18 protein-coding genes are annotated in these 19,368 nt (G+C 55.0%); 15 read left to right on the top strand and 3 right to left on the bottom strand.

The genetic code is table 11. The features are described from left to right. The first annotated feature begins 152 nt into the window (after positions 1–152). Genes O1V65_RS06790 through O1V65_RS06765 form a run of 6 tightly spaced genes read left to right on the top strand, consistent with a single transcriptional unit; the run spans position 153 to position 6,823 of the window. Positions 153–1,748, top strand: a complete 1,596-nt coding sequence (locus tag O1V65_RS06790; protein WP_026110435.1) for an ABC transporter substrate-binding protein — start codon at positions 153–155, stop codon at positions 1,746–1,748. Next, positions 1,745–2,758, top strand: a complete 1,014-nt coding sequence (locus O1V65_RS06785) for an ABC transporter permease (protein ID WP_017491186.1) — start codon at positions 1,745–1,747, stop codon at positions 2,756–2,758. Before O1V65_RS06790 ends, O1V65_RS06785 begins: the two co-directional genes overlap by 4 nt. Continuing rightward, positions 2,755–3,669 carry an ABC transporter permease gene (locus tag O1V65_RS06780; RefSeq protein ID WP_017491187.1) on the top strand — a complete coding sequence of 305 codons (915 nt, stop codon included), beginning with the start codon at positions 2,755–2,757 and terminating at the stop codon, positions 3,667–3,669. The genes O1V65_RS06785 and O1V65_RS06780 overlap by 4 nt, the downstream gene beginning before the upstream one ends. After that, on the top strand, positions 3,669–4,499 hold the full coding sequence (locus tag O1V65_RS06775) for an ABC transporter ATP-binding protein (protein WP_017491188.1): 831 nt from the start codon (positions 3,669–3,671) through the stop codon (positions 4,497–4,499). Before O1V65_RS06780 ends, O1V65_RS06775 begins: the two co-directional genes overlap by 1 nt. Continuing rightward, positions 4,496–5,242 carry an ABC transporter ATP-binding protein gene (locus O1V65_RS06770; RefSeq protein WP_017491189.1) on the top strand — a complete coding sequence of 249 codons (747 nt, stop codon included), beginning with the start codon at positions 4,496–4,498 and terminating at the stop codon, positions 5,240–5,242. The genes O1V65_RS06775 and O1V65_RS06770 overlap by 4 nt, the downstream gene beginning before the upstream one ends. Before the next feature lie 36 nt (positions 5,243–5,278). Then, positions 5,279–6,823: a serine hydrolase domain-containing protein gene (locus O1V65_RS06765; RefSeq protein WP_269130339.1), complete on the top strand. Its 1,545-nt coding sequence runs from the start codon at positions 5,279–5,281 to the stop codon at positions 6,821–6,823. A 30-nt stretch (positions 6,824–6,853) separates the two neighbouring features. Here O1V65_RS06765 and O1V65_RS06760 read toward each other — a convergent pair whose 3' ends face one another. Beyond that, positions 6,854–7,507 carry a TenA family protein gene (locus O1V65_RS06760; RefSeq protein ID WP_269130338.1) on the bottom strand — a complete coding sequence of 218 codons (654 nt, stop codon included), beginning with the start codon at positions 7,505–7,507 and terminating at the stop codon, positions 6,854–6,856. A gap of 3 nt (positions 7,508–7,510) precedes the next feature. Next, positions 7,511–8,353: a BtpA family protein gene (locus O1V65_RS06755; RefSeq protein WP_269130337.1), complete on the bottom strand. Its 843-nt coding sequence runs from the start codon at positions 8,351–8,353 to the stop codon at positions 7,511–7,513. A gap of 27 nt (positions 8,354–8,380) precedes the next feature. Between O1V65_RS06755 and O1V65_RS06750 the strand changes: the two genes are divergently transcribed. Further along, a complete protein-coding gene (locus O1V65_RS06750) occupies positions 8,381–9,277 on the top strand; it encodes a ribokinase (protein WP_165429564.1) in 897 nt (298 codons plus the stop codon). Between the two features lie 33 nt (positions 9,278–9,310). On the opposite strand, the gene O1V65_RS06745 is transcribed toward O1V65_RS06750, so the two are convergent. Continuing rightward, positions 9,311–10,216, bottom strand: coding sequence for an ABC transporter substrate-binding protein (locus O1V65_RS06745; protein ID WP_086005809.1), 906 nt, complete (start codon positions 10,214–10,216; stop codon positions 9,311–9,313). A 439-nt stretch (positions 10,217–10,655) separates the two neighbouring features. Here O1V65_RS06745 and O1V65_RS06740 point away from each other — a divergent pair, with 439 nt between their 5' ends. The 8 genes from O1V65_RS06740 (at position 10,656) to O1V65_RS06705 (ending at position 19,314) form a co-directional block, all read left to right on the top strand. Beyond that, a complete protein-coding gene (locus O1V65_RS06740; RefSeq protein ID WP_084912715.1) occupies positions 10,656–11,678 on the top strand; it encodes a LacI family DNA-binding transcriptional regulator in 1,023 nt (340 codons plus the stop codon). A gap of 467 nt (positions 11,679–12,145) precedes the next feature. Continuing rightward, positions 12,146–12,901, top strand: a complete 756-nt coding sequence (locus O1V65_RS06735) for an ATP-binding cassette domain-containing protein (protein ID WP_162287588.1) — start codon at positions 12,146–12,148, stop codon at positions 12,899–12,901. A gap of 29 nt (positions 12,902–12,930) precedes the next feature. Next, positions 12,931–13,929: an ABC transporter permease gene (locus O1V65_RS06730; protein WP_026110439.1), complete on the top strand. Its 999-nt coding sequence runs from the start codon at positions 12,931–12,933 to the stop codon at positions 13,927–13,929. A gap of 4 nt (positions 13,930–13,933) precedes the next feature. Next, positions 13,934–15,019, top strand: a complete 1,086-nt coding sequence (locus O1V65_RS06725; RefSeq protein ID WP_017491198.1) for a phosphotriesterase family protein — start codon at positions 13,934–13,936, stop codon at positions 15,017–15,019. A 48-nt stretch (positions 15,020–15,067) separates the two neighbouring features. Then, positions 15,068–16,201, top strand: coding sequence for a M20 family metallopeptidase (locus tag O1V65_RS06720; RefSeq protein WP_084912718.1), 1,134 nt, complete (start codon positions 15,068–15,070; stop codon positions 16,199–16,201). A 489-nt stretch (positions 16,202–16,690) separates the two neighbouring features. After that, positions 16,691–17,158, top strand: a complete 468-nt coding sequence (locus tag O1V65_RS06715; RefSeq protein ID WP_017491200.1) for a GlcG/HbpS family heme-binding protein — start codon at positions 16,691–16,693, stop codon at positions 17,156–17,158. Between the two features lie 19 nt (positions 17,159–17,177). After that, positions 17,178–17,717: a sugar dehydrogenase complex small subunit gene (locus O1V65_RS06710; protein ID WP_017491201.1), complete on the top strand. Its 540-nt coding sequence runs from the start codon at positions 17,178–17,180 to the stop codon at positions 17,715–17,717. After that, positions 17,710–19,314, top strand: coding sequence for a GMC family oxidoreductase (locus O1V65_RS06705; RefSeq protein WP_017491202.1), 1,605 nt, complete (start codon positions 17,710–17,712; stop codon positions 19,312–19,314). Before O1V65_RS06710 ends, O1V65_RS06705 begins: the two co-directional genes overlap by 8 nt. The last annotated feature ends 54 nt before the right edge of the window (positions 19,315–19,368 follow it).

The raw sequence follows: 19,368 nt of genomic DNA, 5'->3' as shown, positions 1-19,368 counted from the left end.
GCAAAATTTCACATTACATTTTCTTGTGAAAACGGCGCATCGTGGCGCGGCTGCGATGCCGTCCATTAGAGACAAAGCGCAGCGGACAAGTCAAGGGCAGGACCTAATAAAATTAAATTTTAAGTTTAAATATCAACACGATGGGAGTCCTCATGGTCACAAGGCGTAGTTTTATTACCGGTTTCGCAGCAATGCCTGTTTTATCTTACCTCAGCCTCGATAATGTCTTCGCAGCCACGCCCAAAAACATCCTGGTGATGGCGCTTCAGCTCGATATTATTACCAGCCTTGACCCGCATGAAGCCTTCGAATCCGTCGGTGAAGAAGTCACTGGCAACCTGTATCAGCAGTTGGTTAAACCTAAACTTACCGCAGCGAACGAAATTGAAGGCGACCTGGCGCTCTCCTGGACCGCCTCTGACGACAAAAAAACCTTCACCTTCAAGATGGACCCGAACGCAAAATTCGCCGACGGCACGCCGCTCACCGCCGAAGATGCCGCCTTCTCTCTTCAGCGCGTGGTGAAACTCGATAAAAGCCCGGCCTACATCATCAACCAGTTTGGCTATACCAAAGACAACGTCGAGCAGTTTATCAGCGCACCAGACAAACAAACGTTGGTTATCAAAACTGCCGAACCGGCCTCTGAATCCTTCCTGCTCTACTGTCTGTCGGCCAACGTGGGTTCCGTGGTACAGAAGTCAGCCTGCCTTGCCAACCAGAAAGGGGATGACCTCGGCAACGCGTGGCTGAAAACCAACAGCGCCGGTTCGGGTGCCTTCAAGCTGCGTACCTGGAAAGTCAGTGAAACGGTGATCCTCGAGAGCAACAAAAATAATCCTCACGCCGGGAAAATCGAACGGGTCATTATCCGCCACATCGTTGACCCGTCCGCGCAGCTGTTGATGCTGCAAAAAGGCGATGTCGATATCGCGCGCAACCTGACCACCGAACAGCTGCGACCGCTGCAAAACGACAAGAACTTCACGCTGGTGAGTAAAGGTATCGCCGGTACCCTGATGGTCTCCGCCAACGTCGCCAACCCTAACCTTGCCAAACCTCAGGTCTGGCAGGCGATAAAATGGGCGTTGGATTACGAAAGTATTCAGAAAAACATCATCCCGCTGACCCACAAAATTCACCAGAGCTTCCTGCCGGAGGGTTTCCCTGCCGCGGTGAACACCATCATGTACAAACGTGATGTCACCAAAGCCAAGGCGCTGCTGGCCGAGGCCGGTTTCCCGAACGGTTTCGAGGTCACGCTCGACCACTATTCAGCCTCGCCTTCCGCCGATATTGCCCAGGCGATTCAGTCCAACCTAGGCGAAATCGGCATCAAGGTCACCCTGCTGGCCGCCGAGAGCCGTCAGGTGCTGACCAAGATGCGTGCCCGTCAACAGCAGCTGGCACTGACCCAGTGGGGCGCTGACTATTTTGATCCGAACTCTAACGCCGAGGCTTTTTGCAGCAACCCTGACAACACCACCAACGCCAAGAGCCGGACGCTGGCATGGCGCTGTAGCTGGCAGGACAAGGCCATTTCTGATCTCAGCACCCAGGCGCTGCACGAGTCGGATCCGGCCACCCGCATCAAGCTTTATGAGCAGCTACAAACCCAGCACATGGAAAACAGCCCGTTCATGATAATGTTCCAGCCGACGTTAACCGCCGCCTGCCGTCATGATATTAGCGGCGTGGTATTAACGGTCATGAGCACCAGTCCTTACGAGAAGGTTGTTAAAGCGTGAGCAAGAGACTCAACAGTTTTCTGAGTACCTGCATCAGCGTTTGTCTTACTTTGTTTGGCCTGTCGGTGATTACCTTCTTTATAGGCAGGGTGATGCCGACAGATCCGGTGCTGGCTGCGGTTGGCGATAACGCACCGGAATCGGTTGTCGAACGTGTACGTCATGAAATGGGGCTGGATCAGCCCCTTTGGATGCAGTTCCTCCACTATCTCGTTCAGTTGGCTCACGGTGACCTTGGTCGCTCTGCGGTAACCTCGAATCTGGTGACCAGCGACATTGCGCGCTACTTCCCCGCTACGCTCGAGCTTGCCACCGCGGCGATTATTATCGCCGCGGTCATCGGCATTCCGCTTGGCGTATGGGCGGCAACGCGTCAGGGAAGCTGGATTGATCAGACCATTCGCGTCGTCTGTCTGGCGGGACACTCCCTGCCGGTATTCGTACTCGCGCTGCTCAGCCTGCTGATTTTCTACTCGGTGCTCGGCATTGCGCCAGGCCCCGGCCGTCAGGACATCATTTATCAGGACATGATCCCGCAGGTGACCGGTTTACTTACGGTCGATTCCCTGCTGGCGGGCGACACCGGCGCATTCTGGGACGCACTGGCGCACATGGTGCAGCCGGTGCTGATTCTGGCCTATTTCAGCATGGCCTACATCACCCGCATGACCCGGACCTTTATGCTCAATGCGCTTAGCGGTGAATACGTTATCACCGCGCGCGCCAAGGGACTCTCGGCAAGCCGCGTTATCTGGAAACACGCCTTCCCGACGGTGGGCGTGCAGCTGATTACCGTCCTGGCACTGACCTATGCCGGTCTGCTCGAAGGCGCGGTGGTGACCGAAAATGTCTTCTCGTGGCCGGGCCTCGGACAGTATCTCACCGTCTCGCTGATGAATGCCGACATGAACCCGGTCATCGGTTCCACGTTGCTGATTGGCGCGATTTACGTGCTGCTCAATCTGCTTGCCGACCTTCTCTATCGACTTCTGGATCCTCGCGTAAAATGACCCGCTTAATTTCACGAACGGGGTCACGGGCATGGCTGCTCGATGAGACCCCTAAAACACGTACTCAGGCCGTTTGGGGAAGACGCTATCGTATCTGGCTTGGCCTGCGCTCCAACCCGCTGGCGCTGATTGGCCTGGTGACTGTACTGTTGGTGCTGGCTATTTCGCTCTGCGCACCGCTGCTGACGCACTATCATCCGGGCGACCAGGACCTCGCCAACCGTCTCGCCAAACCTTCTGCACTGCACCTGTTGGGCACCGACGAACTGGGGCGCGATACCTATAGCCGCATCCTCTATGGCGGACGCATCACGCTCGGCATGGTGATTGTGGTGGTCGCCATCGTCGCCCCACTCGGTCTGCTGATTGGCTGTGTGGCCGGCTATGCTGGTGGGCTGGTTGACCGCATCCTGATGCGTATCACCGACGTGTTTCTGGCCTTCCCGCGCCTGATTTTAGCGCTGGCGTTCGTCGCGGCGCTCAAACCGGGCATCGAGAGCGCCATTCTCGCCATCGCCCTCACCGCCTGGCCGCCTTACGCTCGACTGGCCCGCGCCGAAACCATGCAGGTACGCGGCACCGACTATATCGCCGCCTGCCGTCTGACCGGGGCAACGCCTGCGCGCATCGTGATGCGCCATATCATGCCGCTGTGTGTGCCAAGCCTGGTGGTTCGCGTCACGCTGGACATGAGCTCGATTATCATCACCGCCGCCAGCCTCGGCTTTCTGGGCATGGGCGCACAGCCGCCGTCGCCGGAATGGGGCGCGATGATTGCAACCGCACGACGTTTCCTGTTCAGCGAATGGTGGGTTCCGCTCATTCCCGCAATCGCTATTTTTGTCACCTCGCTGGCCTTTAATTTTCTCGGCGATGGTTTGCGTGACGTCCTCGATCCTAAGGAACGCTAATGCTGGTCGATATCAAGAATTTACATATCACGTTTGAAACCCGCAGCGGCAGCTTTGACGCCGTACGCGGCGTTTCTCTGTCTCTGGGCAAAGAAAAGCTCGGCATCGTGGGCGAGAGCGGCTCCGGCAAATCGTTGACCGCCCGCTGTCTGATGAACCTGCTGCCCTCCAGCGCCAAATGCCGCGCCGATACCCTCTCCTTCGACGGTATCGATCTGCGTAACGCCGGTGAAAAGCAGATGCGACAAATTCGCGGCAAGCGCGTCGGCTTTATTTTACAGGACCCGAAATATTCTCTGAATCCGGTGATGACCATCGGCAAACAGGTGGCCGAGGCGTGGCAGACGCACAAGGGCGGCAGCAAACGTCAGGCGATGGAAGCGGCCATCGACTTGTTGGATCAGGTGCGTATCCGTGACCCGCACAAGGTGGCAGAACGCTACGCGCACGAGGTCTCGGGCGGGATGGGCCAGCGCGTCATGATAGCCATGATGCTGGCACCGGACCCGGAGCTGATGATTGCCGACGAGCCGACCAGCGCGCTCGATGCCACGGTTCAGGCCGAAATCCTGCGCCTGCTCGACGATTTGGTGTCGAGCCGAGGAATGGGGTTGATTCTCATCAGCCACGACCTGCCGCTGGTGTCCAAATTCTGCGATCGCGTGGCGGTAATGTATGCCGGTCGCATCGTCGAAACGTTACAGGCGGGCGAACTGCGCCACGCCAAACATCCTTACACCCGTGGCCTGCTGGAATGCCTGCCTTCGCTGATGCATCCGAGAGACAGACTGCCGATTTTGGTTCGCGACGAGGCGTGGAAGACAGCATGATTACTTTAGACCAATTGCGCATCTCGTTCGGCGATACCGAAGTCGTAAAAGGGGTCAGTTTTCACGTCGCCAATGGTGAAAGCTTTGGCATTGTGGGCGAAAGTGGCTCTGGAAAATCCACTATCCTACGCGCATTGGCCGGGCTGAATCAGCACTGGTCCGGCTCGATGGACATCGGCGGTGAAGCACAGACCGCAAAGCGGGCAAAACGCTTTTACCGCAGGGTACAAATGGTGTTTCAAGACCCCTATGGCTCGCTGCATCCGCGTCAAACCATTGACCGCATACTGGCCGAGCCGCTGGTAGTGCACGGTTTTCTGAACATTGAAAAACGCATTGCCGATGCGCTAAGCGAAGTGGCCCTGCCGCAGAGCGTGCGTTTTCGCTTCCCTCACCAGCTTTCGGGCGGTCAGCGCCAGCGCGTTGCCATTGCCCGTGCGCTGATTTCGGAACCCCAGGTTCTGTTGCTCGACGAACCCACCTCCGCCCTCGACGTTTCGGTACAGGCCGAAATTCTGAACCTGTTGACCGATATCAGAGAGCAAAAAAAGCTGACCTATGTGATGGTGACGCACAATTTAGCCGTCGTAACGCATCTTTGCACCAGAATCGGAGTCATGATCGGTGGTCAAATGGTCGAGCTTGTGAGTGCGAACGATTTACGGGCGGGTAACGTTACACATCCGCACACCGCCGAGCTCAGAAAGTTGAGTCTGAATCTCGAAGAGCCGGAAATCGACTGAGGCTTAACCAAATATAGATTAGCCAAGGATAATGGAATGACTTCACGTGTTAACTGGCAAGCCGCACTCGATGCGGCCCAAAAGATCACCCAACGCTGGAACCAGCCGGGAGAGCCCGGAGGTGCCATCACACTTTTTGACAGCTCGACGCTGCGCGGTGAAGCCTGCGGCGGTCTGGCGAATCTGACCACCGGTGAGCAGTTTAGCATCGACAGCGTCGTGCGCTATGCCTCGGTAACCAAGCATATTTTTGCTGCACTGGCCCTTTTACGCAGCCATGCCGGATTATCGACCGACGACCCACTGGGACAACATCTGCCCCAGCTTAAAGGCCCGATGGCAAAAGTCACCCTAGGTCAGGCGCTGGATATGACCGGCGGTTTACCCGACGTGCGCGAGACCCTGTCCCTGCTGGGAATATCGGTCTATAACGTCACCGAGGCTGATGCATTAATCGACTTTCTGGCCACCGACGGCAGCCTTAACTTTGCCGCGGGCACTGAGATTTCTTATTCGAACACCGGCTACCGTTTGGTAGAAACCATTCTGAAACAGAAAGGGATTTTGTTCGAAGATCTGCTGCAGCGCCACATTGCTCAACCGCTGGATATCGCGTTCCACGCCCCTGAAAGCTGGTTTGATATTGTGCCAAATCTGGTGCCGGGTTACTGGAAATCGGCAACCGGTTGGAAAACCGCCGCCGCAGGTCTGCATCTCTCGGCGTCCGGCAGCCTGACGGGCAGTTTGCGTTCACTGTCGAGCTGGTTGCAAAGCCTGCTTAAAGACAGCGGCCCTGGCGCAGGGGTGTTAGAACACCTGAGTCAGCCGCGCTTCCTGAAAGACGGCACACCAACCGCCTATGGCTTGGGGATCGCCCATAGCAAAATCGGCGGGCATCAGCTGGTCGGTCACGGCGGGTCACACGCGGGCTATAAAACTTATTTCCTGCTGCATCCCGAGCTGCAAATAGGCGCCGCGCTGGTGTCCAACCGCGAAGACACCGCCTCGTTTACGGCGCTGCTCGAGGTGATGTCTGCCCTGCTTGAGACCCCGCTTCCCGCGCGCAGTACGTCGCTAAAAGACGGCCTGTATGCCAGCAAGGCCGAACCTTACTGGCTGTCGGTAAATAACGGCGTGGCCAGCTATCTGGGGGCCAGCGAGAATTTGTATCAGGCCGAAGATGGCAGCAGCGTGTCGCTTTCTGCGCATCTGCCGATGCGTTTAGAGATGAACGGAGACGCCATCGAAGGCGAAATCGGTCTGGCGCGACGCTTTTTCGCGCCCATCGAGGCCAATGATTGTCTGAACATGATTCAGGGCCGTTGGTTCCACCCGGAATCGAAAGCCGCTTTTGATATCGAAGGCGACGAGCTGAAGATGGGGATTGGGCCTTTGCGTGCCAGCGGTAAGCTCGTGCCGGTCGGTGAAGGTCGACTGCTGGTGAAAATGCCTGACGGTCCGTGGGAAAAATCGTTCTGCCTGTACTTCCAGGGTTATGACGTGCATCTTATCTCGAACCGCAGCCGGGTATTGATTTTCCGCCGCGACGAGTGCCGCATCAGTTGGGAACCTACCGCGTAAACCTTTGCGCCCCCTCTTCGGGGGCGCAATTTACACCTCGTAAGCCGCACTGTGAAAATCAATTTCCCACTGCAACACCTGCGCATACAGCTCCGAGAGCTGAATTTTCTCTCGCTCCGGCATGTTTTCAGCACAGCAATCCAACTCTATTTTTAACCAGTTGGCCTGGCTAATAAAGGTTTCCTCTGCGTGCATCGCCACCCAGTCTTTCACATCAGGACTCTCTATCTCGTTCTGACTCACCCGCGCACACCAATGGTAATACATCCATTCGGCAGCAAACATTAGCGTGAGGATCTCGGCATAGCTGCCGGTCTCTGCGGCGCGCAGCATACCCTGACTAAAGCGGTAAACCTCAGGCGAGCTGCGTCTGTAGCCGTCTAAACTGATGTTTCGCTTAGTCATTACGCACTCGAAATAGGCCATTTGCTCGTTGGCCAATGCATCAAGCACGCCAATCAACCACCGCTGCTGACAAATCTCGGGCGCCTTGATGACCGCATACGAGAAAATCTTGATCGCGGTTGCCACAAAATCGCCTTCAAAAACCAGATACTGGTTAAATACTCTGGCGGTTAAGGCCCCCTGCTCGATATCAGTCACAAAACGGTGCTGCTGCATCCCCTGCCAGAGTTCCTGATTTTCTGCCAGCAGGCGCTCGGTAAAACTTGTCCGTTGCGGCATGATTTATTCCCCCAGCTCGGCCTGTGCCACAGCCATAAAATGCTTAACCCGTTGCGGTTCGACCTGATTCCACCATACGCCGCCGTATTTCAGGGTACTGGCGACGATAACCCCCTGTGTGCGCTGCAAAATTTGGCAGATATTGGCCGGTGTCACGCCAGAACCCACCAACAGCGGCAGCGAGGTAGCCGCACTTATCTCGTCGATTTCGTCCAGGGTGGCGCTATCGCCGGTGCGTTGTCCGGTCGCAATCACCGCATCCGCCTGAAAGAAATCGACGTCGCGCGTTAATTCGGTAATGGTACGGTCGGCCACAATCGCGTGGCTACCGTGCTTCACGTGGCTGTCTGCAAAGACTTTGATCTTTTCGGCCCGCAGCTGCGAACGATAACGCAGGGCCTTCGCGGCCGCCCCTTCAATAAAACCTTCGTTGGCAATATAGGCGTTGGCCCACTGGTTAACGCGCACAAAATCCGCACCGCCGGCCAGTGCGGTAGCCAGCGCAGGAATCGCCGCATTGGCCAGCACGTTAATACCAAGCGGACACCCAAACTCCGTTTTAACCCTGTCGGTAATCACCGACATAAAGGCTGCGGTTTCATAACCAATATCTTCAGGTTTTGAAAAAGGAATATCCCCGTGATTCTCAATAATCAACCCATGAACCCCGCCCGACAGATAAGCCTGCGCATCGCTTAATGCAATATCCATTATTTGATTAATTGATTTTCCGCGATAATTTGGCGAGCCGGGAAATGGCTCACAGTGAACCACGCCAATTATTGCCTTGCTTCTTGAAAATATTTCTTGTATCGCACTGGTTTTTTCTGCTGATATAGATGCCATGACTTCACTCTCCTAAAGGAATATTTCATGCAGGTCTTCGTGGTGGGTAATATTAGCGTTGACGAAACTTTTCTTATCGATGAATTACCGGCTAAAGGTGCTTCAATCCACGGCGTCAAGACGCATCAAGACCTCGGTGGAAAAGGCACTAATCAGGCTATTATTCTTTCCCGCTGTGGAATAAAAACCACGCTTATCGCCGCCGTCGGCAATGACAGCCAGGGAAAATGGTGCCATGAGAAAATAGCCAGCGAAAATCTGGCATTATTTCCCTCCTCACCCAGAGACTGTCGTACCGATACTTCACTGGTATTAAACTGTGCCGATGGTGATAACGCCAATATCACTACCGTCACCGCTGCCAATGTTTTATCTCTCGATGACATTAATCAGGCAATGTCATTTTCCAACTCCGGAGATGTGGTATTACAGCAGGGAAACTTCAGCGTTGAAAAAACCGCAGCCGTATTTGCCCTTGCGCGGAAAAAAGGATTAATCACCGTCTTCAACCCCTCGCCGGTAAAACGGGCCTTTGCGCAACTTCTGCCGCTGACGGATATATTGGTCGTCAATCAGCTTGAGGTACGGCTATTAAGCGGCGAAAACGAAATCTTGCCTGCCGCCGAAGCGCTGCTTAACACCGGTGTTTCTCAGGTTGTTGTTACACTGGGCGCCGAGGGCGCGCTGTTGCTCAACGCTCAGGGCCTGCAACGCATTGCCGCACCGCCGGTAAAGGTTGCCGATACCACCGGCGCAGGCGATACCTTCCTGGCCGTCATGCTTGCTTCCACGCTGCGCGGTCAATCGCCAATATCCGCAAAGGATATGCGGCGTGCCGCGAAAGCTTCGGCCATCACCATCGGCAGAATAGGCACCCTCAGCGCCTTTCCTACCCGACAAGAGCTGGCCGAGCTGCTTAATTAAATCAGCAAACTCCCCGCAAAAAGTGGGTAGTTATTATTTAAACTGCTGCCGAAACTTATCGACGTTGGCCTTGGTGACCACGGTAGCCGGAACGTTGATTGTCTTGGGAACCGCTTGACCGGCCACGACTTTGTTTAGCGCTTTGACCGCCTCAACGCCCATGTTTAACGGGTCCTGTTGCAGCACCGCCACCACGTAACCCTGATCGATTCCCGAAATCGCCTTCGCGGTAAGATCCCAGCCAAACACTTTTATCTCTTTTTGACGCCCCTGATTTTCTACGGCGGCGATAGCCCCCAGCAAGGCCGGTTCACCGGTGGCATAGATGGCGGTCATATTGGGATTGCCGGTGATCAGATTCTCCGCAGCAGTCAGTGCGTTGTCCTGAATGTTTTGTCCGTCAACCACGCCCACCACGCTTATTCCACCGTGGCCTTGCAGAGTATTCACAAAGCCTTTTTGGCGATCGTTTTGAATCGCTGAATTCAGTGCGCCGACAATCCCAACCTTGGCTTTATCGCCCATTTCTTTCTTCACGTAATCGGTAAAAAAATTACCCAAAATCTCACCGCCTTTAATATTATCCACGCCGACCTGGGCCTTTTGTTGTCCGGCAGGCAATACGGCATCGATGGCAATAACGGGGATATTTTTGACGGCCGCCTCGGCGATAGCGGGCATGATTCCGTTGACGTCAATCGCGTCGACCATAATTCCTTTCACCCCCTGCTGAATATAGTTCTCAATGGCATCATTCTGTGAGACGGGATTATTATTCGCGTTATACACGACCAATTTTGCACCGGTTTTCTTCGCCTCATCTGCCGCACCTTTATTCATTTGATTAAAGAAAAGCGCCTGCTGGTTAATTTGCACCATGGCATAAGTCGGTGCCTCCTTGGCCGATACCGCACTTGAAAATAATAAACCCAGGGTCATGACGGCCAATACTGAACGTGCCGTTTTAGTCGTCTTAGAGACGCTGCTTTTCTTGCCGGTGTGGGTCAACATAATGACATCCTTAAAAATGCAGAGAAGAAATAAGGCGTGAGTTCCCAATGGCATTAGCCTGTCAGGAAATTTTTTGGGCGGGTCAGATATCAGAATGTAGGGCGAAGAATACGAAAAGCGACGTTCCAAACGACACTGTTTCGATAAAACGATACTGCGGGTAAACTGGCGATAACAATTAAACGCGGGCAAAAAATTGTCAAGAACAATATTTCAACGGCGTGTTTTTCCACTGCGGTCCATTAGCCGCAGCACAAGTAAAATTCGGTATCGGCCCGCAGTTTGTAATATGCTGATGCTGATATCAGGAATAGTGTCTATAAGCCTGTTAACACAGGCCCTTCCGCCGGGAAAGCAGAGATAACATATGGCCAATAAACGGGTAGTATTATCTGACGTAGCGCAGATGGCGGGACTGTCAAAAGCCACCGTCTCACGCTACCTCAACAACAGCATTGTGCTGCCGCAGCAGACGGTACAGCGCATCGAAAACGCCATTAACACGCTGGGTTATCGTGCCAACAGCCTCGCCCGGCGTTTAAGCATGGGCGGTAGCGAAACCATCGGTCTGGTGCTGCCGGATATTGCCAACCCCTTCTTCGCCGAACTTGCCGACGCGGCAGAAGAGGCGGCGTCCGAATATAAATACAGCCTGGTGCTGTGCGTCACCCGTAATAATCTGGAAAAAGAGTGCCAGTTTATTCGCTGGCTAGACACCCGACAGGTCGACGGCCTGCTGTTTACCACCAACCGCCCCGATAACGGTCAACTGTATACCGAACTCAAGGACCAGCGTAACGTGGTACTGATTGACGAAGACGTGCCCGGCTGCGAGGTGCCAAAGGTGTTTTCAGACAACGTTCATGGCGGTGAACTGGCGACACAGGCGCTTATCGATGCCGGGCATCGCCGGATAGCGTTTGTCGGGGGTCCCGATGAGCTAATGAGCGTACGTGAGCGCCATCAGGGCTATCGCCAGGCGCTGGCAAAAGGTGCTATCGCCTACGACCCTGCGCTCGTGCTGTACGGTGACTACGACCGGGTGTTTGGTCGGCAGGCGCTTGATACCCTGCTTGCCCTCCCGACGCCGCCAAGTGCCATCTTCGCTGCCAGCGATTATCTGGCGCTGGGGCTGCTCGACGGGGTGCGAGCCAGAGGGCTTAGCGTGCCGGGTTCACTGTCTTTGGTAGGTTTCGATGACGCGATTTACTCGGATCTAATTACTCCGCGGCTCTCTACCATCCGCCAGTCGGCGCGGGAGCTGGGCCGTACGGCGGTCGAAGCGCTGATACAGCGTTTAAACGACGACGCAAGCCCGAATACGGTGTCGAGAATTCCGGTTGCATGGATAGCCCGTGACTCCGTGTCCGCTTACCCGCCGAAACCTTGATTTTGCGCCCCAATCTGGGGCCTTTGCCCCTTTTTAGAGCAAAAAGTCCTTTTCGGGCAGAGTAAAAATGGTGGCCCTTTGCCGGAGGATAATTGAATTAAGCCGCCGTGATGAATTTCATTAAAATAATAATTTATATATAAATCATAAAATTAACACAAAAAAGCCCCTTTACCTTACTCACATCGCTTAACTTTTACTCAACTCTTGGCACGGTTAGTGCAAATTTATTTTCGGCGACTCAGATATCCATACTCAATTTTTTGTTGATCGGTTGAGCGGGAAAACGGATTCGCCGTTATTTTTGTCATTTGGGTAAACCGGTTTACAAGGAGAGGAAAATCGGAAATGACCAATAACGGCGCATCCAGGACTTAGCCTGATGAAGACACAGGCTGCCGCCCGCCGTCCCTTTGTGATGGAGCAGATTTATGTCCAGAGACCTGTCAGGCCCGCCACGGGTGGAGATGATTAACATCACCAAAACCTACGGTTCAATCCGCTCTCTGCGCGGCGTTAATCTCAGTCTGGCTCCGGGAGAAGTGCTCGGGCTGGTCGGCGATAATGGCGCGGGCAAATCAACCTTAACCAAAATACTGGCCGGTGCCGTGGTGCCGAGCAGCGGCAAACTGCGCATCGACGGCGAAGAGGTCAGCTTTGCTAACCCCGCCGACGCCAGGCGCTGTCACATCGAGATGGTCTATCAGGACCTGTCGCTCTGCGATACGGTCAACGTAGCGGGTAACCTGTTTATGGGGCGGGAACCGCAGACTCGCCTGCTGGGCATCCCGTTTCTTGATGAAAAAAAGATGCACCAACAGGCGCATGAGATGCTCAAGGGACTGGGGATTTCCATTCCTGATACGCGCCTGCTGGTGCGCAACCTGTCCGGAGGGCAACGGCAGGCGATCGCTATCGCACGCGCCGCCGCCTTCGAGCCGAAGGTGTTGATTATGGACGAACCGACGGCGGCACTGGCGGTCGCCGAGGTGGAAGCGGTGCTCGAATTGGTGAAACGCGTAAGCGCGCGCGGCGTCAGCGTGATCCTAATTACCCACCGTTTGCAGGACCTGTTCCTGGTCTGCGACCGTATCATGGTGATGTATGAAGGCACCAACGTGGCCGACAGGAAAATCGCGGACACTAGCCTTTCGGACATTGTGAATCTGATTGTCGGGCAAAAATTTGAAGCACATTCGGCGCGTGAAATCGTCCACCAATGAGTCTTCTAAAAGGTAAATCCATGAGCATTGTGAATATGTCCAGTCCACGACTGATTAAACATTCGCTGTCGCGCCGAATACTGCACAACCATTCCGGCGTAGTCAGCATCGCGGTTTTCTTTATCTTTTGCTGCGCAGCGTTCACCTTCGCCACCGACGATTTCATGAGCCACTACAACTGGCTGAACATTCTGCGCCAGAGCGCCCCGCTGCTGATTGTGGCGGCAGCAATGACGCTAGTGATTACCACCGGCGGTATCGATCTCTCGGTGGGTTCGACGCTGGCGCTGGTCGGTGCGCTGTCGGCGATAGCGCTAAATAACTGGGGATGGCCATGGCCGGTGGTGCTTGTTGCCGGTCTGGCGCTCGGTGCGGTCATCGGCGCTATCAATGGATATTTCATAGCCTATGAGGGAATTCCGGCATTTATCGTTACGCTGGCAACGCTCGCCGTCTTTCGCGGCATCGCGCTGCTGCTGACCCAGGGATATTCAATCCCTGTTCCAGCAGGCAGTGACTTTACCTGGCTGGGCCGCGCCTGGGTGCTCGGTCTGCCGCTTCCGGCCATTCTCGGCGTACTGGCGCTGTTTTTTGGGCACATTTTACTGACGCACACCCGATTTGGCCGCTATATCACCGCCGTGGGTGCCAACGCAGAAGGGGTTCGCCGCGCCGGAGTCAACACCCGCTCGATAACGCTGTGGGTTTACATGTTGAGCGGCATGTCGGCGGCGCTGGCCGGAATGATCATCACCGCGCGCCTCGGCAGCGGCTCGTCTAATCAAGGGGAAGGGTTCGAGTTACAGGTCATTGCCGCCGTGGTGCTCGGCAGCACCAGTCTGTTTGGCGGATTCGGTACCATCATTGGCACCCTGCTCGGCGCGCTGTCGATTGCGGTTATCCAAAATGGCCTAATCCTCTCGCACATGTCGCCGTTTTATACACAGATTGCTACTGGTCTGATTATCCTGCTGGCCATCTGGCTGAACACCCGTATCTTTAATCCCGCCCGAACGAGCAAAGGATAGTCCTATGAATTCAGGTTCACTTTTCCGTCATGCCAACCCCTATCCGCTCGGCGTAACCAGCGGCTATGTCAGCACCGTTCTCGGCCCGATGCCGGTTTGCGACCTGGGCGTGACCTTGATGCACGAACATATTTTGCTCGATGCCTCAGGGAAGTGGGTACCGCCGTGCTGTTGCAGCGAACGCCACATCGCCGAGATGCCGGTTAAAATCGAGAACCTCGGCGAACTGTCGTTAAATCCGCTCGCTAGCCGCGATAACTGTCAGCTTTTTGACGTCGATCTGGCAATTGAAGAACTGATGAAATTCAAGGCTCAGGGCGGTCAAAGCGTGGTTGACCCGACCAATATCGGCATCGGTCGTGACCCGAAGGCGCTACAGCGTATCTCACGCCTGACCGGGTTGAATATTGTGATGGGCACCGGGTTTTATCTCGAACCCTCACACCCGGCCTATGTCAAAACCCATTCGCTGGAAACGCTCACCGATTTGCTAATCTACGACGTCGGCGGGTTTGACGACAAGCCGGAAGTGATTGCCGGTCTGATAGGCGAGATAGGCGTCTCGAGCGCCTTTACCGCCGATGAGCAAAAATCGCTGCGGGCGGCCGGTCGTGCCAATGCGGCAACCGGTGTCCCCCTCGAGGTGCATCTGCCCGGCTGGGAGCGATTGGGGCATAAAGTATTGGATATTCTGGCCGAAGAAGGTGCGGACCTGCATCACACCGTGCTTTGCCACATGAACCCGAGCTTTGCCGATAAAAACTATCAGCGCACCCTCGCCGAACGCGGCGCATTTCTCGAATACGATATGATTGGCATGAACTATTTTTACGCCGATGAAAGCGCCCAGTCCCCCTCTGACGAGGAGAATGCGCGCGCCATTCGCGAGCTTATCGACGAGGGTTTTATCCAACAGGTTTTACTCTCTCAAGACGTGTTTTTAAAAACAATGCTGACCCGCTTCGGCGGCCACGGCTATGGTTATATTCTCAAGCATTTTGTTCCCCGCCTGCGCCGTCATGGCGTTACCGGTGAACAGCTCGAGCAGTTGCTGATGGGTAATCCACAGCGCGTTTTTAGTCAACAGTAGGTTCGCTCACACCAGGGAAACCTACGCTTTATGATTGCAGGAAAATGTATGCAGACGGACCTCTCGGTCATCGAACTGACGCAAAAACTGCTGGCCTTCGACACCATCAACCCGCCCGGCAACGAGCAGGAATGTATGCTATGGCTCGCGGAGTACCTGCGACAGCATGGCTTTGAAGTAGCAACTCACGCCTTTGGCGAGAGCAGAATGAACCTGATTGCCCATTTAAACGCTAAGGATAAAACGCCTCCGCTGGCTTTTTCCGGTCATCTTGATACCGTGCCGCTGGGCAATGCCGCATGGCAGCAGAGTCCTTTCGGCGGTGATATCGTTGATGGAAAACTCTATGGCCGCGGCAGCAGCGATATGAAGGCGGCGATTGCGGCGTTTATTGTCGCCTGTCTTGCACAGCGAGATAACCTCCAGGCGGGCGTGGTGTTGCTGCTCACCGGCGGTGAGGAAACCGGCTGCGATGGCGCACGCGCGCTTATCGACTCACCAGACATCAGGCTTCCGCAGCCCGCCGCGGTGATCGTCGGCGAATCGACGGCCAATTACCCGGTCATCGGCCATAAAGGTGCCTTGTGGTTGCGCTGCGAAACACACGGCAAAACGGCGCACGGCGCAATGCCCGAGTTGGGCATCAACGCGATTTATCTGGCGATGGATGCCGTCGGTAAAATACGCGGCTTCGAACCGGGCCCGCCGCATCCGCTGATGAAAAAACCGACGCTAAACGTCGGCGTTATCCGCGGTGGGTTAAATATAAACTCCGTGCCAGACCGCGCCAGCTTTGACGTTGACCTACGTACTGACCCTACCATTGACCACCACTACCTCACCGAAAGGTTACAACGTCACCTTAGTGACGCTGTCACAATAACTCCGCTTATCGACTTGCCTGCCGTGCTCACCGACGGCCTGCATCCGTGGATCCAGAGCACCATTGCGCTGTGCCAGCCCTGGCATTCTGAGCCCATTACGCCGCGTATTGTGCCTTATTTTACCGATGCCTCGGTACTGCTGGCCGCACTCGGCAATCCGCCCTGCGTCATTCTGGGCCCCGGCGAACCGGCGATGGCGCATCAGACCGATGAATATTGCAAGGTGGAGCGTTTGCTCGAGAGCGTAGACATTTACCAGACCCTGCTGGCGGATTTTAATACAAGGTTAAATAAGTAACAGCTTGGTAACAAAAAGGATTGCGCTTAAAAAGGATGTCAAAATGTCTCTTGTTGAAGATTTTCAATCCCCTCTTGCTGATGCCTAAATCGCCTGAAGGCCTCATGCTTTAAGGGGTGACGGCGATCACAGTTTTGAGTTTTTTATCCGTATCAATCCCCTGCCTCTTTACTAAAACCCCATACAAAAAATGTCTTTTAGTTCACATTTTTAGATCCCGCCACCTGATAACGTATCAAACGGTTCGCAATAGCACAAAATGTATAAGCCCAATGCCCACAAGGCTTTGCGGGCCATTTTTAGGGTTTTTAGTGGAAAAACAGTGACAAATAATTAATTTCGCAGCGAAACGATCTATTCACCCACGAAAAGAAGTGAATTAACATCCACGAAACATTTAAAAATAACTCAGTCACAATTAGGGTTTTGTGAACCCTTTGCTTCGATACCTTTTTACATTTGCTCATTTTTTTAAAACTGGAACCGATCATGAAACCTAGTCTTCTCTCTGTATTTTGCACCGCTGGCCTGATGTTTACGGCCACTTCTGCTCTGGCCGCCGTGCATCCTGAACTCGACAATGCGCAGGCGCGCCAAGTGATTAGCAGCGTTAAAGCGACGATCGGTCAACAGCACAGCACCGGCTGTGTGGCGGTGGTTGACGCCGACGGCAAGCTGCTGGCGTTTGAGCGTCTGGATAACTCTCCGGCTGGCTGCGTAGACGCCGCTATCGGTAAAGCGCGCACCTCGGCGCTCTACCACGCTCCTTCATTGAAATTTATGCAACGTCTGCAGGGTGGCGAAACGACAGTGCTGGCTATCCCGCACGCCGTTCCACTCGGCGGCGGCTACCCCCTGACGCTGTCTGGTGAAGTTGTCGGAGCCGTCGGCGTGAGTACCCCAAAACAGGATATTGACAATCAGGCGTCAGAAACCGCCGCAAGCGTTTTGAAATAACCTCTAACGGAAGACAATCATGATCAATCTTTCACGCCGCCGAATGGTCTTCGGCACTGCCAGCGTTGTTGCGGTCGGTCTCGGCAGCCAGTTGCTGGGCAGCAGTGTGTTCGGGACTCTGGCGCACGCCGCGCCACCTCTGGCATCAGCCATTACGATGCCAGACAACTTTATGCAGCTTTCCAAAAAGCTGACGGCCGTCGACAACCTCGAATCTCATCTGGGTCAGGCGCTTTACAGCTGGTTGCATCACGCCGAGCTAGACGCTCAGCTAGACGCGCTGGCGACCCTGCTCAGCGCCCACAGCGACGTGGTAGGCGACCCGCTGCATCAGCTTCTGGCGCAGCAGCCTGCGGCGTTAGGTCAACTTTATCAGCAGCTGGTCAACGGCTGGTATCTGGGCGTGGTCGGTCAACCGGGCAGCCAGGTATGTATCGGTTTTGAAAATATTGTGAGTTACGAACTAGTGAAAGACAGCTTATTACCCCCAAGTTACGCGGTAGGCGAACCGAACTTCTGGATCCACAAACCTGACAGCGAGGCGCCAACCCATGGCTGATTCATTGAACGCTGACGTTATCGTCATCGGAGCCGGTATTGCCGGTTCACTGGCCGCAGAGAAAATGGCCAAGGCTGGTGTCTCCGTGCTGATGCTGGATTCAGGTCCTTTCTTCAAGCGTGATGAAGCGGTAGAGCTGTTCCGCCAGTCTCCGCTTAAGGGTGACTTCACCGAACCGTATCCGGCAAAACCTTGGGCGCCACAGCCTAAGTTCCAGCCAAAAGATAACAACTACCTTATCCAGAAAGGTCCGGACGTGTATGCGGCGCAGTATCTGCGCGGCGTCGGCGGCACCACCTGGCACTGGGCGGGTCAGGCCTTCCGCCTGCTGCCTAACGACATGAAAATCAAGACCCTTTATGGCGTCGGTCGCGACTGGCCCATCGGCTACGAAGATCTTGAACCTTACTACATGGAAGCCGAGATCCAGATGGGTGTCTCCGGCGACGATGACCTGGGCTCACCGCGTTCACAGCCTTATCCGCTGCCGGGTATCCCGCTGTCATACGGTTTTGAGCGCATTAAAGAGCGCGTTGCCTCATTGGGCTACGTGGTCGGTATCGGTCCTCAGGCGCGAAACAGTATTCCTTACGACGGTCGCCCGGCCTGCTGCGGTAACAACAACTGCATGCCCGTCTGCCCTATCGATGCCCAGTATCACGGCGGTATCTCTGCGCGCAAAGCGGTAGAGGCCGGTGTGCGCATCATCGCCAACGCGGTGGTGTACAAAATTGAGGCTGACGACAGCGGCAACATCGTGGCTATCCATTATCTGGATAAAGAGAAACAGACCCACAAGGTCACCGGCAAGCGTTTCGTTCTGACCGCCAACGGTTTGGAAAGTCCAAAACTGCTGCTTATCTCCACCAGCGAGAAATATCCAAACGGTATCGCCAACAGCTCCGGCATGGTGGGTCGTAACCTGATGGACCACCCGGGCACGTCGGTCGAGTTCCTTGCCGACGAGCCGGTATGGTTTGGCCGTGGCCCAATGCGTCCGGGCAGTATCAACAACCTGCGTGACGGCGATTGGCGCGGTGAGCGCTCTGCGCTGCGCGTCGACCTGGCAAACACCTCACCGGTGCGTACGCTGACCGAACGTCTGGTGAAACAGGGTTACTATGGCAAGGCGCTGAACGACAAGCTGGCCTATCAGGCACCGCGTTACGTGCTGCTGAACTGCCTGCTGGAGATGCTGCCAGAGCCGGAAAACCGCGTTGTGCCGAGCAAAACCGAGAAAGACGAATGGGGCATTCCACGTCTCGAGGTGTATTACAAGTTCCCTGAGTACGTCAACAAAGGCTATGACCAGTCGATGATTGACTTCAAGAAGATTGCCGAAGCGATGGGCGGAACCGAAGTGGTTTACAGCAAACGTGGCGTTTACAACAACAACCAGCACATCACTGGCACGATGATTATGGGCAGCGACCCTAAAGATTCGGTGGTTGACGGAAACTGCCGCACGCATGATCACCCGAACCTGTTTATCGCCGGTACCGGCATCATGCCTTCTGCCTCAACCGTTAACTCGACGTTAACCGGTACGGCGCTGGCGCTTCGCATGGCTGACTCGGTGCTGAAAAGCCTGGCCTGATTCTTCTAAGGGACTGCGTTAGCCCACCGAGGGGTATCGTATGAGGATGTGGAA

It is taken from the genome of Rouxiella badensis (assembly GCF_026967515.2).
GTDB classification, from domain to species: Bacteria; Pseudomonadota; Gammaproteobacteria; order Enterobacterales; family Enterobacteriaceae; genus Rouxiella; species Rouxiella badensis.
This window is presented reverse-complemented; position numbering and strand designations above follow the sequence as displayed.